This is a genomic window from Paraliobacillus ryukyuensis, from assembly GCF_003315295.1.
GTDB lineage: Bacteria > Bacillota > Bacilli > Bacillales > Amphibacillaceae > Paraliobacillus > Paraliobacillus ryukyuensis.
This window is the reverse complement of record NZ_QNRI01000007.1, coordinates 76,893-90,395: the sequence shown is the minus strand read 5'-3', so window position 1 is coordinate 90,395 and position 13,503 is coordinate 76,893. Positions and strand designations below refer to the sequence as shown.

Annotated in this window: 13 protein-coding genes and 1 riboswitch; of the genes, 9 read left to right on the top strand and 4 right to left on the bottom strand. The window is 34.0% G+C overall.

From position 1 onward, the window contains the following. Nucleotides 1-61: 61 nt before the first annotated feature. Nucleotides 62-147: riboswitch (cyclic di-GMP riboswitch) on the top strand. 48 nt (nucleotides 148-195) lie between these two features. The 6 genes from DES48_RS10865 (at nucleotide 196) to DES48_RS10840 (ending at nucleotide 7,099) form a co-directional block, all read left to right on the top strand. Then, a complete protein-coding gene (locus DES48_RS10865; RefSeq protein WP_113869144.1) occupies nucleotides 196-714 on the top strand; it encodes a hypothetical protein in 519 nt (172 codons plus the stop codon). An 18-nt stretch (nucleotides 715-732) separates the two neighbouring features. Next, entirely contained in the window at nucleotides 733-1,632 is a 900-nt protein-coding gene (locus DES48_RS15800) for a DUF5667 domain-containing protein (RefSeq protein ID WP_147232403.1), read from the top strand. A gap of 119 nt (nucleotides 1,633-1,751) precedes the next feature. Further along, entirely contained in the window at nucleotides 1,752-2,456 is a 705-nt protein-coding gene (locus DES48_RS10855; protein ID WP_170126204.1) for a sigma factor, read from the top strand. Next, nucleotides 2,453-3,712: an anti-sigma-I factor RsgI family protein gene (locus DES48_RS10850; protein WP_113869140.1), complete on the top strand. Its 1,260-nt coding sequence runs from the start codon at nucleotides 2,453-2,455 to the stop codon at nucleotides 3,710-3,712. The genes DES48_RS10855 and DES48_RS10850 overlap by 4 nt, the downstream gene beginning before the upstream one ends. Before the next feature lie 374 nt (nucleotides 3,713-4,086). Next, complete coding sequence (locus DES48_RS10845) at nucleotides 4,087-4,971, top strand: DUF1672 family protein (protein WP_245911394.1); 885 nt, start codon at nucleotides 4,087-4,089, stop codon at nucleotides 4,969-4,971. 25 nt (nucleotides 4,972-4,996) lie between these two features. Next, on the top strand, nucleotides 4,997-7,099 hold the full coding sequence (locus DES48_RS10840) for an SA1320 family protein (protein ID WP_113869136.1): 2,103 nt from the start codon (nucleotides 4,997-4,999) through the stop codon (nucleotides 7,097-7,099). A gap of 299 nt (nucleotides 7,100-7,398) precedes the next feature. On the opposite strand, the gene DES48_RS16625 is transcribed toward DES48_RS10840, so the two are convergent. Beyond that, nucleotides 7,399-7,473 (bottom strand): putative holin-like toxin, encoded by a 75-nt coding sequence (locus tag DES48_RS16625; protein ID WP_425451886.1) that lies wholly within the window; start codon nucleotides 7,471-7,473, stop codon nucleotides 7,399-7,401. A gap of 680 nt (nucleotides 7,474-8,153) precedes the next feature. Here DES48_RS16625 and DES48_RS10835 point away from each other — a divergent pair. The 3 genes from DES48_RS10835 to DES48_RS10825 are packed head-to-tail and all read left to right on the top strand — an operon-like array spanning nucleotide 8,154 to nucleotide 11,001. Continuing rightward, on the top strand, nucleotides 8,154-9,353 hold the full coding sequence (locus DES48_RS10835) for a glycosyltransferase family 4 protein (protein WP_113869134.1): 1,200 nt from the start codon (nucleotides 8,154-8,156) through the stop codon (nucleotides 9,351-9,353). Next, on the top strand, nucleotides 9,350-9,961 hold the full coding sequence (locus DES48_RS10830) for a TVP38/TMEM64 family protein (protein ID WP_211318488.1): 612 nt from the start codon (nucleotides 9,350-9,352) through the stop codon (nucleotides 9,959-9,961). The genes DES48_RS10835 and DES48_RS10830 overlap by 4 nt, the downstream gene beginning before the upstream one ends. Nucleotides 9,962-10,002: 41 nt before the next feature. Next, on the top strand, nucleotides 10,003-11,001 hold the full coding sequence (locus DES48_RS10825) for an LTA glycolipid anchor biosynthesis glycosyltransferase, IagA/BgsA family (RefSeq protein WP_113869132.1): 999 nt from the start codon (nucleotides 10,003-10,005) through the stop codon (nucleotides 10,999-11,001). A 176-nt stretch (nucleotides 11,002-11,177) separates the two neighbouring features. Here DES48_RS10825 and DES48_RS10820 read toward each other — a convergent pair whose 3' ends face one another. The 3 genes from DES48_RS10820 to DES48_RS10810 all read right to left on the bottom strand — a co-directional run bounded on the left by DES48_RS10820 (nucleotide 11,178) and on the right by DES48_RS10810 (nucleotide 13,487). Next, nucleotides 11,178-11,402 carry a hypothetical protein gene (locus DES48_RS10820; RefSeq protein WP_079708955.1) on the bottom strand — a complete coding sequence of 75 codons (225 nt, stop codon included), beginning with the start codon at nucleotides 11,400-11,402 and terminating at the stop codon, nucleotides 11,178-11,180. A gap of 293 nt (nucleotides 11,403-11,695) precedes the next feature. Beyond that, nucleotides 11,696-12,856 carry a toxic anion resistance protein gene (locus DES48_RS10815; RefSeq protein ID WP_245911392.1) on the bottom strand — a complete coding sequence of 387 codons (1,161 nt, stop codon included), beginning with the start codon at nucleotides 12,854-12,856 and terminating at the stop codon, nucleotides 11,696-11,698. Beyond that, a complete protein-coding gene (locus DES48_RS10810) occupies nucleotides 12,849-13,487 on the bottom strand; it encodes a 5-bromo-4-chloroindolyl phosphate hydrolysis family protein (RefSeq protein ID WP_113869130.1) in 639 nt (212 codons plus the stop codon). Before DES48_RS10810 ends, DES48_RS10815 begins: the two co-directional genes overlap by 8 nt. Nucleotides 13,488-13,503: the final 16 nt, after the last annotated feature.

Genomic DNA, 13,503 nt, shown 5'->3' with positions numbered 1-13,503 from the left:
AATTAAAAAATTTTGTTTTTCCCCCGAAAATTCTGACAAGCTTTCCGTATAGATAAGTGAATAGAGAGAAAGGCAAAATCATTGAAAAGTGATGACGCAAAGCTATAGGGGCTAAAGCGAATTATTCTATGTCAGCCAGCTACCGTCGAACCAACACTCTAATTCTTAATAGTAGATTAGAACGGAGGTGACAAAATGGGTTACAGGACAGGCTTAACGCTAATCGTTTGTATCCTTTTACTTGTATTAGGTGCTTGTCAAAATGTTAGGGAACAAGAAACACAGGACAGTCAAAAAGCAGACGGAGCAAAGCCAGGAGAAGAAAACTATTTATTTGAAAATGATAATGTGCGGGTGAAGCAAACATCTGGATGGCAAGAACAAGATAGCTCAAGCAAGTATGCCAAAGAAAATATTATGTTCCAAAATGGAAAGTTAAAAGCTATTTTGACTTTTGTATCAAAGGATAAGTCATTAGAGTCTATAAAAAGTGAATTAAAGTTATCATTTGGAAATACCGAAATAGTCAAAGAAAATGAAAACTATATTGCCTTATTATCCAATCGGAAAGAGCGTATTCGAACCGATATTTACTTTAATGTTACGAATGAAGAAGAAAATATAGGTATCTTAATTTTCATGGTACCTTTCGGAGCTTATGAAACAAATCAAGCAAAAATAGAAGCATTTAAAAATAGCGTACAATACTTATAAGGAAAAGGTGGAATAACAATGAAAAAAATAGTCATCTCTAGTATTACATTTGGATTTTTTATCTTATTTGCAGGAAATACCCTTGCAGCTGAAAATGAGGAAGTAATTGATCCAACATCAGAACTTTATGATACTTCTCGTGTCATTGAGGACACAGAGTATGAGTTAACAGAAGAAACAACTGAGAAAGCACTTCTCCAAGATGCATATGCTGATGAGCGATTAAGTGAAGCGGAGCTATCTCTTTCTGAAGGTGACGAAGACAAGGCTGAAGAATTATTGGAAGAATATGAGGATCATGTAGAAAAAGTGGAAGAAGATTTAGAAGCAGCAACAAAAGATGGGGAAGACGTAAGCGAAGTTGAAGAAACTGTTGTAGATAATAGTAAAAAGCGATCGGTAAATTTATTAGCACTTTTGGAACGTGAAGATCTTCCGGAAACAGCAAAAGCAGGTATCACAAAAGCTTTAGAAAATCAAAAAAGAGCACAAGAAAAAGTAGCTAAAAAACGAGAAGAAGAAGCAGCTGAAGAAGCAAAAGAACGAGAAGAAGAAGTAGCTGAAGAAGCAAAAGAGCGAGAAGAAGAAGTAGCTGAAGAAGCAAAAGAGCGAGAAGAAGAAGTAGCTGAAGAAGCAAAAGAACGAGAAGAAGAAGCAGCTGAAGAAGCAAAAGAGCGAGAAGAAGAAGCAGCTGAAGAAGCAAAAGAACGAGAAGAAGAAGCAGCTGAAGAAGCAAAAGAACGAGCAGAGAAAGCGGCAGAAAAAGCAAAAGAGCGAGCAGAAAGAGCAGCTGAAAAGGCACAAGAAAAAGCAGAGAAAGCGGCAGAAAAAGCAAAAGAGCGAGCAGAGAAAGCAGCTAAAAAAGATAAAGATAGAGATGAATCTGACGAAGATGAAGACGAAAATGATGATGAGTAAAAACTAGTGTATTGGTAAAAATTTTAAGGATAATAATCATTTTTAAAATGGTTATTATCCTTAACTATATACCCTCTTTCTACGATAATAGATGTAGAAACTTCATGTGGGGGGACATCATGAAAGATTTTAAAGTTAAACAGACCCTATTACAAATACAAAATGGAGATGAATTGGCAAGAGAGCGGTTCATTCGTTATTATAAACCTTACATTTTAAATGCAGTTGGCCATATATGTAAAAAATACGTCACTTGGAGCAGTGATGAAACAAGTATAGGACTCATTGCTTTTAACCGAGCGATAGATACGTTCGACTCAAGTAAAGGACGTACCTTTTTAAATTACGTATACCTCTTAATTCAACGAGATATGATAGACTACTTCAGAAAAGAAAAGCGGTATTTACACCTTGTTTCGAATGAAGAACAATTACTTCATGAGTTGAATGCGTCAATAGAATTTTATCAACAATCCACAAATAATTCAGAATTAGTAGAAGAAATTTTAGAACTTAATGCGAAATTAAGTCAGTATAATATTTCATTTGAACAGTTAGAAAGCCACTGTCCCAAGCATCGTAAAACGCGCATGAAAGTGTTCCAGATTGCGTCTGAATTTATTAAACATAAAGATCTAGTAGATCAATTAATGCACAAACAAGTATTTCCTGTATCTTCGTTTACAAAACGATCAACATATCATGCGAAACCAATTGAGCGACACCGGAAGTATTTGATTACAATTATTATGATTAAGTTACATCCGGAATGGGTTCGGCTATCAAATTTTATTCAAGCCGATCCAGGGAGTGAGAAAAGATGAAGAAAAATATAAATGAAGGTGTAGTTGTCCAAGTTACAGAAAACCAATATGTGCTTCTTTGTGATGATGGAACGTTTAAAAATATTCCGTTAACAAAAACGGATATACCGATGATTGGGGATAGGAAGACATATAAAGCAAAAAAACGAAATCTAGCATTTGGCACTGTATCTACTGTGGCAATGATAGCAATTCTATTTATTACATTTTTAGGATACTTTGGACCCGAAGATGAAATGAAAACGCAATTTATTGCTGCGATTGATATTAATCCAAGTATTGAAGTGCAACTAGATTCAGAATTACAAGTCGTGAAACTATTATCTTTAAATACCGATGGTCAAAAGATTATTGAATCTATTGACGTAGAAGGAAAGGGCTTTTATCAAGCAGTTGATCAGATTATCTCACAAACCATCTCTGCAGGATATCTAAAGGAGGATAAAGACGGGAGTATTGAGCTTACCATTGCGAATGTAACCAATCAATCTGAACCCCCTTCTAAAAATAAACTGACAACGATTATCCAGCATCAACTTGAACGAAAAAATATTGTAGCAACTGTCGGTGTTTTTAATGAAACAAAGGAATTTTATGAGCAATCTGAACAGGCAAATATATCAATGAATAAGTATAGGCATTATCAGATTTTACGAGAGCAAGGAAAGGTTAAAAACATAGAAGATGTAAAAGAAAAATCTATCAATCAATTAGAAAACCTGATGAAAAAAGACGAAAAGAACCCTTCTGTTAAATTAGAAGAAAATCAAAATTCACAAGAAAATAAAAAATCGAACAAAATGTCAGATCAAAATAAGAAGCAACATTCAGAAGGTGCTAACGAAAAGAAGGAAAATAAACCCAATACCAAACAAAATTCTTCTGATTCAATTGATTCTCATAACAAAAAGAAGAGTTTAAATAATAACGGTTCACCATCAAAAGATAAAGCACACGTAAAGCCGAATGATTCGATTACTCCATCTCCTAAGCAAGATAGTGCTAAAAAGAATATAGCTCCCCAAGAAAATAGTAAAGATAATAAGAAACAGAAAGAGAAAAAAGGCACTCTGAAAAAAGAAACAGAGCATAAACAAACAAATAGACGTAATAATAAAGACTCCAAAAAAGATGTTAGGACAGAAAAAGAAGATGTGAAAAAGCCAGAGCAAGGCAACAATGCCACAGGTGAAAACCAAGCAGAACAGAAGAACACAAAGGGTAAACCGAGTAAAACGAATGATTTAAAACCGTAAGTAATTCTATAGTGAAATAGTTCCCCGAAGATTAGAGTGAATGCTAAACTTTGGGGATTTTTTTGAATGGTAGTGCGGATAGTTTAGAATACAAATATAAAAAGTAGAAGGTTAGTTATTTATCCAACCATTTGTAAAAATACTAGTAATTAAGTGATATATAACCGATTATAATTAAAAATTTGGAAAAAAAGAGAATGTAAGAGTGAAACCAATATGACAAAATAAGATGAATAAATAGATTCATTTTCCAAAAAAGGCAATGTAAAAAATTAAATTTCATTCTATAATAAATTTACTTGAAGGAGGATTTTATGAAAAAATTATGGTTCCTATGTTTAAGTATGACTGTTTTATTGTTAGGAGGGTGCAATTTGGTCGAAGGGATAAATTCAAGTAACGAAAGTGAAGAGAATAGTGCTAGTGAAGACCATAACGATAATCAAAGTAATCCAGATGATGTGTATGTTCCTGTCCAAGAGTACACAGGGGATGGTTATACCTTAGCCAATGGAAAGGAAACAGACCTTATTGCGAATGAAAATCGTGACGTTGTCGAAGATGCCGTTAAGCAATTTTTCCAAGAAGAATATAAAACCGAAGTAAAAGTGCATCAAATTGTTGGGAACGTGGATGGAGCCACTGTGTTTGTGGAATCTGTTGGGGAACCACACTTTTATACTTATGCGATTGTTCCTATTGATAAGGCGAATGAGTCAATTAGGACGGATAAAGTTTGGTCGCAAGAAGCTGCAGTAGAAGATGCAATTTCAGCTGGAATATACGGCAAGGTACAGGAAGAAAAGTTTCATAATTTAACAACGCTGATTGAAAATGTTGCAAAACAGTATAATTTAGTCGGATTGCAAGATGAAGCAATTTCTGTTGGGGCAAACCTATATAGTAATGAGTATTATTTCACTTCTATTTTTGATGAAGAACCATTTATTAAGGTTCTAAATAATTATTTGGATGATCCCAACCAAACCATAAACGAGTGGAATAAAATGTTAAATATTAAAAAATTAGATCCTAATTCGATTGGGATTACTATAAATTTATATATGGCTAATGAAGGTGCAGATCCAGATAGAGAAGCTTTTGATCAACTAGTAAAAACTATTGAAAAAGCCAAAAATATACCAAAGGGAAACTATGCTATTTTTTTGCATGATAATTTAATTAATAAAAAAAGAGCCAGCGGAAGTAAAGATAACTCACTTAGAAAAAGTACGCCTGAAGAGATAATTAAGGAATAATAAAATAGGAAGGGAGTGATGTGAATTGAGTGTAACAACATCAACCAATGAATTAGATACAGATTTAGTTGAATTAGCTGGATATCATGCCTACCTTGGATATGATGATCGGAATACGTTAAGGGTAAACGGAAACCGTTATGAAGTAATTGATACAAACGACAACACCTCAAATGGTCTAGACGCTCTCACCGTCCAAAACCTAGATAATAAAGAGTACACCGTTGTTTACGTCGGCACTGACAAGGATCAACCCGAAGATATACTTACTGATGCTCAGTTATTAAGTGATATGGCAGTCCCGCAATTAGAAGATGCAAAAGATTATTTTCGAGATATGGATAAGGCGTATGGGGTGGACAATGTTACTGGTAACTCATTAGGTGGGGCACTTGCGAATGCTGTTGCAGTGGAGAATCCGCAGGTTCGTTCAGTAACTTATAATCCGGCACTACTACCTGCAACCGCTGATTATGATCCTAACAAAGACTATGATAATATCACGAATTATATTGGACAATATGATGTGTTGAATGGTACGTTAAATAGTCTTAAGTTAGAAGAGCAAGTTCCAGGTAATAGCTATACGGTGTATAATGGCATGCCGGGTGGATCAACGAGTTATTTTGATACAATCATCAGTAATCATACTGGCTATTTACGTAATGGTGATAAAACACAATATTATGAAATCCGTCCAGAAGGTGGGGCGGGATCAGGGAAGATATATATCGAAGCAGATGAACATATTGTACTTAGTCCATGGACGGGACAGCCAATTTATCAAAGCGGAACAGAAAATATTAAAATCAACCCAAATACGCTACGCGATCTAGCTGCGGGTTTAGATCAAGCTGTTTTGTCGCGGATGGAGAGGGTTGACGAGTATTTAAACCATGCCATGGAGATTATTGAGGATGAAGCAGCAAAGAAGCAGCTGCGAATTCAGAAACTGCGAGATCAGTTTGAGGAAGTAGTTGAAACAACGGTTAACCATCCTTTAATTCAAGATATAATTGGACCAGGTTTCCCCTTGCTTAGAGAATTAGATGTAATGAGCTATTTGCAACAGTTTTTGGAAGAAAAAGCACAAGAATTAAATCAGATCTATTATTCAGCCCCTTTCTTAATAAGACAGTTTTTCTCACCAATAATAAACAGTATTTCAAATTTAGTAGCAAATGCAGGGGATAAACTGACACAAATAATCGAAGATGTAGAATCATTAATAAATGGTTTTGGAGAAATTATCATCAATACGATACCGACATTGTTCTATAGCGCAACAAATGATTGGGAGGATGCGGTAGTCGAAGAGTTTCATGCGCATTTTCGTATCGTGTTACCAAATTGTATTCAAATGGCTGAACAATTAAAAACGTTTCAGCAACAAATACTAGATACAGCTGAAGCTTTTCAATTCACGGATGAGGGGCTCGCATCAGCCATTCAGGCGAAAGCGAACTATGTGCAAACGATTCTTCAATCATTGCCATCGGAAAGTGATTTATTAAAAGCATCATCTTATTTAACAACGGAATCGAATCTAAAAGGAATCCAATCCGATGTTGCTTTCACCTTATTGAAAGAAGCTATTAATAAGCTTGTCGTTCCTTTGATTGAAGCACTACATATATTGGCATTGGCAGCTGAAGTAATCTTAGAGAGTTTTTCTGCAACCCTTAAGAGTGGATTAAACAGCTTTTTTTACTTTACACCTCCAGGGTGGTTAATTAGTATTTTTACTGATTTTGAAACAAGAGCGAAAGATAAATTGAATGATATGTTGCAACCTGTAGATGAATTTGCATCAAGGGTAGAAGGTGTCCGAGATGGTCTAGGCAAGTTGAGGAACAATATGTCTGCTATTCTAGATATGCTCCGTCCATATATAGAAAATGCTATATTTGATGACAAAAAGTACAGAGATGTATATTTATATAATAATGCTTCTCTCGCGTTGACCAAAGAGATGGGAATGGTCTTCCGTGATATAAATACACACTTAGCAGAGGAGAAGGCACAAACAATTCGTGAATTATTGCACCATGGTGGGATTGCATCGATGAATATAAATCGATTAGAAGAACAGGTGGATCGGGCAACATTGGTTGGAAAGCCCGAGTAGTTTGAATAAGTGTCAGATGCTATCATACGTATATTGCCGTTATAATAAATAAAATAGACTTCTACATAAAAATGAAAGTCTGTTTTTTATGTAAAATGTTTTTTCATTATTCACTCCATGATTTATTCTGTTTACAGGAAATCTAGAAGTGGTATAATATTACTGGAATTGCATATAGTAAAATGACCATTCAAATGTGCTGGTAACACATTGAATGGTCTACGATATGTTGCCCACAGCATGGCAGTCTCCATTTGAGTGTATCACTCTATTGAAGCAATAGCCTTAATAGAGTGATACTATCTATCCTTCAAAATCAGAGCGACGAGACTTGAAAAACTAACCATTAGGACAAGTGCTTCGTATACACTCATGATTTCACACCTCCTTTTATAAAGGAGTGACTCCCACCCTATAAGCCTACTATCGATACCAATAGTATAACATATTTTTTCCAAATATTGAGATGTGTTTTCCATTCTATCAAAATTGTTCTTCCCTTATTTTTGACAATCTTAGCGCCTTTTGATATTAATTTAATCGAATTATGGGATTGTATTGTTTTATTATTTAAAGCAACACATAACGCTACAATTTTGTAAGTAACTCAAAATGGAAGTATGTATGGAAACATAGCATATATGATACCAGCAGCTTCTAAGGAAAAATTAGTAATCAAGTGCTCTATCATCTAGGCTTAAGAGGGATTGATCATGTACGTGGCATCGCGAACATCACTTGGCAATTATGGTGTGCAGTCCACTAGTCTCGGTTAATAAGAGATTTTATTAGAAACTATGAAACTTTTTTTAAAAAAATTCGTCATAGGTATAGAAGAATTATGTACAGACAGCATGAAATGGTCTGATTTTTAGATTTATAGCGTAGCACTTGATTCATTTGAGTTATATAAACCTATTTTATAAAATAAATTTTACAAAAAATTTATATAACTTTCTAGTAGTGTAAATGCAATGTTATAGAATGTCATATATAATTGTAACAGACAAAGTTAGGTATCACTTTTTTATGAGTAAAAACTGGAGGATCACATATGAAAATTTTAATTACAACAGATTGCTATCTACCTGTAATTAATGGAGTAGTGACTTCGATTGTGAATTTAAAGAAAGAGTTACAGAAATCGGGACATGAAGTTCGAGTTCTTACACTATCTAATAAAACAAAATCATATAAGAATAATGACGTCACCTATATTAGCTCTGTAAGTGTTGGGAAAATATATCCTGGAGCACGTTTTACGATATTCAAAAATTATAGGTACCTTAAAGAAATAATGGAATGGGGTCCTGATGTCATTCACTCGCAATGCGAATTCAGTACCTTTCGTTTAGCAAAACAGATAGCAAAGCGACGCCGTATCCCAATTATTCATACGTACCATACCGTTTATGAAGATTATACCCACTATTTTTCTCCTAAACAGAAATGGGGAGAAGCAATGGTAGCACTTTTTTCTAAGAAAGTTCTTAAGCATACAACTTATGTAATCGCACCAACTGAGAAAGTCAGTAAATTACTACTAAGCTATGGTGTAAAGCAGCCCATAACCGTGATACCAACCGGCATTGATTTATCTACTTTTCAACAGAGTATTTCATTACATGAGTCAACGGGCATACGAAAACAATTACATATACCTGACAAAGATCGTGTACTAATTTTTGTTGGTCGCTTAGCAAAAGAAAAGAATCTGGAAGAAGTGTTATTTTATTTTTCTAGAATTAAAAGAAGTAACATATCACTACTCATTGTTGGTGATGGACCACATCGACAGTTTCTTGAAACATATGTGAAGCAGCTTCATATTGAGGATAAAGTGATTTTTGCAGGAATGGTTTCACCCCAACATATTGCTTCTTATTATCAAATAGCCGATATATTTATTAGTGCGTCCAATAGTGAAACACAAGGATTAACCTACATTGAAGCATTAGCAAGTGGGCTGCCAGCTTTATGTCGGAGAGATCCTTGCTTAGAAAATGTTATTGAAAATGGGGTTAATGGGTGGCTGTTTGATAGTTTTGTTGAATTTGCTAGTTATCTTGAGAAGATGCTTTTGGATCGAACTGCTTACAAATGTTTATCCAATAATGCAATACGAAAAGCTTATGAGGATTTCTCTTCCGTTGCTTTTGCTGAAAGTGTAGAAGAGATCTATTGTGATGCAATTTCTGCTAATCACCGGGCAAAAGATAGATTTTATCTAAACAAAAGTGAGTTTAACCAATGACAATGACAAAAATAGAGAAACAAAGGCTATTTAAATTAGTATGGAATACCTTGACGATCGTTAGCTTTATCGGTTGTATGCTCTTTTTTATTTATGGCATTAAAAGTGAACTTTTTTACTCAAAAGAAGCATTAGAAAAGTTCCTTAGCCAATTTGGGATATGGGCCCCTGTTTTTTTTGTTGGTTTGCAGTTTGTTCAAGTGATTATTCCAATTGTTCCAGGCTCCATTAGCTGTCTTGGCGGTGTATTAGTTTTCGGTCCAGTAATGGGATTACTTTATAATTATATTGGAATTTGCTTAGGTTCCATTGTCGCTTTTCTAATTGCAAAGAAATATGGCGCAACGGTCATAAGCTATTTGTTTAAACCCAAATTACGGGAGAAATATCGAGGGTTGGTTGATCATCGTAGGTTCGGATTAATTTTCACTTTATTGATTTTTTCTCCGATCGCTCCAGATGATTTTTTGTGTTATTTAGCTGGTACGACGAAAATGACGTTGAGTAAATTTAACTTGATTATTTTAATTGGAAAACCATTGCCGATTGCCATTTATACTTTTGGCCTTGAGTTAGTCTTCCGTTATCTAGTTTCTATCTTTACTTAAGTTAGCATGCTTTGCTCTTCGCTCAAAAAGGGGGTAAGATCGTGAAAGTTTTATTGTACGCAGGTTCATTAAATCTTGTGGATAAAAGCGGTATCGGCCAAGCGATCCGTCATCAGAAGAAAGCACTAGAACATCTAAATATTGCGTATACAACGAATCATAAAGAAACATATGACATTGTACATATTAATACTATCTTTCCTAATTCGCTTTTTATGAGCTGGCAAGCGAAAAGAAAAGGGAAGAAAATTATTTATTACGCACATTCTACCATGGAGGATTTTCGTAATTCATTTATTGGTTCGAATATTATAGCTCCATTGTTTAAAAGATGGATTACATATTGCTATAACAAAGGTGATTTAATTATTACTCCAACGGAATACGCAAAATCTATTTTAGATACTTATGGATTACAACCACCTATCTACAGTTTATCTAACGGGTTAGATACACAATTTTTTCAACGAAATAATGAAGCAAGCGATCGATTTCGAAAAAAATATCACATCGCCCCTAATGAGAAAGTAGTTATTTCTGTTGGACACTTTATGGAACGGAAAGGGATCGATGATTTTATTGCATTAGCGAAACAATTGCCGACATATCAGTTTTATTGGTTTGGGCACACTAGTATGAACCTTGTTCCGAGAAAAATTAAACGAGCGATGAAGCAAAAAATTCCTAATCTGCATTTTCCGGGATTCATCAATAGAGAAGAACTTCGTGATGCGTATTGTGGAAGTGACTTATTTCTCTTTTTGACACATGAAGAAACAGAAGGTATTGTTCTGCTTGAAGCCTTAGCAGCAAAAATACCTGTGTTAGTCCGCGATATACCTATTTATCAAGATTGGCTAAAGCCTAACGTACATGTATATAAAGCAAAACAACTAGAATCGTTTAAAAAACAGATTATACGTATAGTTGAAAATGAAGTACCTGACTTAACAGATCAAGGATACAAACTAGCTCTAGAAAAAGACATTTCAACCATTAGTAGCAAATTAATGGATATATATCAATTGGGTGAACGCTAGATACTACGTTCACCTCTTCCGTCTTTCGTTTATTATTTTATATCATCAGATGTTACTTTTATCGATACAAGGTATTAACGTGATCTTCAAGAAGGATTAACTGTAAATATATTCAAAAAATATAGATGAAATAAATTTTTTCATCAACTATCTAATTGATAATTTAACATCATTGGTTAATTACTTCTGATTTTAATTTTACGTTCCACAGTAGCTCCGGCTATTAAGCCAATAACAATAGGTAATATTGCAATATCTGCATCAAAAATCAATCCATTTTTTAACGGTTCATTTAGAACAAATGAAAACCTGAGAAGAGATAAATGTAATATATTCCCTATCCAATATAAAAGAGCTATTGTCCCAAGTGATGTAAATAAAGGAAACCATATAATTTTCATCAAAATTCTCCTTCTATGACGCCATAGCAAATGACAACTAAATATCCAAATAATTGGCACGTTGACATCAGTTACTGTAACAGTTTTATTTGAGAAGCGACTTTGTGTTTGATATCACTAAGTATAACCAATTAACAGTGATGTGTAAGAAAAACAACAAACCAAATCATATGTGATTTAATCTTATTCATAATCTGCTATCTGGAATGTTTTCCCTCAAAAATCGAACTGCAGCGAGTTTCTTTATCTTTCAAGTGTTTTTGAAAAAGATGCAAGTAAATCTAAAGTAACTGTTAGGCTTGATCTTTTACTTCTAATAATTTTTGTTTTAATTGATTTTCCATTGTGCTAATTTCTTTTTCAGCCTCCAATCGTTTTCTTCGACCATCATCTTGTATTTTTAATACTTCTTCAAGCGTTGATACAAGGTTTTCCTGTGTCTTCTTAACGGTTTCTATGTCAACAAAGCCTTGCTCGTTGAGTTTTGCAGTTTCGATCGTATTGGTTTTTAACATTTCTGCGTTTTTTAATAAAAGATCATTGGTGGTTTTTGAAACTTGTTTTTGTGCTTCTACCGCGTGGTGCTGTCTAAACATAGTTAACGCGATTGCAATTTGGTTCTTCCATAAAGGAATCGCTGTTAGAATAGAAGATTGAATTTTTTCAACTAGTACTTGGTTTGTGTTTTGAATTAACCTTATTTGTGGCGCGCTTTGAACAGTGATTTGTCGACTTAATTTTAAGTCATAGAGTCGTTTTTCTAATCTGTCAGCAAACTGTATCATATCATTTACTTCTTGATACTTCATTTGATCATTCGTTGTTTCAGCTGCTTTCCGAAGAGCAGGAATTTCCTTTTTCTGAATCTCCTCCATTTTGAGCTCACCGGCAGCAATGTAAACATTTAACCCTTTAAAGTATTCTTTATTATGTTCATATAACTGGTCTAGCATTGTAATATCAGATAGTAAAACATTTTTACTTTGCTCTAGTTTTAGGCTTATTTTGTCAATTTGTGCACCAGTTTTTTGATACCTTGATAATGTTTCTTGAATCGAGTTTGATAGTTTACCAAATAATCGTTTAAACACATTTTGCTTTTCTGGTGACAAATCATCTGGATTCATTTCGTTAAACTTACTCATTAATTCATTAATTACTTGACCAACTTCGCCAATCTCTTTATTTTGGACATGATCAAGCATAGAATTAGAAAAAGATAATAACTTCGTCTGTGCTTGTGTACCATAGGAAATAATGGCTTTGTGATTTGTAGGATCAATTTGTGATGCAAGTGATCGAGCTTGGGCTTGATCTTCTTCTGAGAGTGTGTCAATTAGCTGTTGAATTGTGGTTTCATTTATTTGTGTAGTTTCTTCATTATTTTGTTCATTGAATGGGTTTGCTAATAACTCATCCATTATTTGATTATCTTGTGTATTAGGCTTACTCATTATTATCCAACCTTTCTTTTGTCTTTTGCGTGTGTTTCACATAGTCCACTTCAAATTGAAGCTGTTCAATATCATTTGAAAGCATATGATATAAATCTTGATCTATTTTTGCCTTCATGTCTATTAGCGTGTGCTGTGTAACATGTAAAATTTTTTCCGTTTCGTTGCGTTTTGTCGGTTGTGAATATAGCAATACATACTTTTCGATTAATTCTACCACTGAATCAAGATGGGAAAAATAAAATTGTTCTGCTTGATAGAATCGTTTTGGTTCATTTTTTGTCACACGATATATTTTATTTGTTGTTCGTAATAAGGCGGTCATTTCTTTTAAAAGATTAAAATTACGAATGGAGAAAAAAGCTTTTTTTATTCGGCGAATTTTATGTTTCGCCTCGATTAAATTACTGCGAATATAACGATACTCTTTACTAGTTAATTGATTTTTCTTTAGAAAGCGGAAATGAAAGTAAACCGAACCTATCCAATAGCTTAAACCAGCTACACTTATAGCAAGGAACGAGCTATACCAAAAAGGAACTTCAAATCCAAAGAAGGTAATCAATCCTGTTATAAACATAACGGGGATTGCTATAGACGTTCGAATAAGTATTGTTAATATTTTATACATATTATTTATCTCCTAA

Excerpts from the sequence above, each read along its gene's own strand:
- DES48_RS10865 (WP_113869144.1), top strand. The coding sequence starts at position 196 with ATGGGTTACAGGACAGGCTTAACGCTAATCGTTTGTATCCTTTTACTT.
- DES48_RS15800 (WP_147232403.1), top strand. The coding sequence starts at position 733 with ATGAAAAAAATAGTCATCTCTAGTATTACATTTGGATTTTTTATCTTA.
- DES48_RS10855 (WP_170126204.1), top strand. The coding sequence starts at position 1,752 with ATGAAAGATTTTAAAGTTAAACAGACCCTATTACAAATACAAAATGGA.
- DES48_RS10850 (WP_113869140.1), top strand. The coding sequence starts at position 2,453 with ATGAAGAAAAATATAAATGAAGGTGTAGTTGTCCAAGTTACAGAAAAC.
- DES48_RS10835 (WP_113869134.1), top strand. The coding sequence starts at position 8,154 with ATGAAAATTTTAATTACAACAGATTGCTATCTACCTGTAATTAATGGA.
- DES48_RS10830 (WP_211318488.1), top strand. The coding sequence starts at position 9,350 with ATGACAATGACAAAAATAGAGAAACAAAGGCTATTTAAATTAGTATGG.
- DES48_RS10820 (WP_079708955.1), bottom strand. The coding sequence starts at position 11,402 with ATGAAAATTATATGGTTTCCTTTATTTACATCACTTGGGACAATAGCT.
- DES48_RS10815 (WP_245911392.1), bottom strand. The coding sequence starts at position 12,856 with ATGAGTAAGCCTAATACACAAGATAATCAAATAATGGATGAGTTATTA.
- DES48_RS10810 (WP_113869130.1), bottom strand. The coding sequence starts at position 13,487 with ATGTATAAAATATTAACAATACTTATTCGAACGTCTATAGCAATCCCC.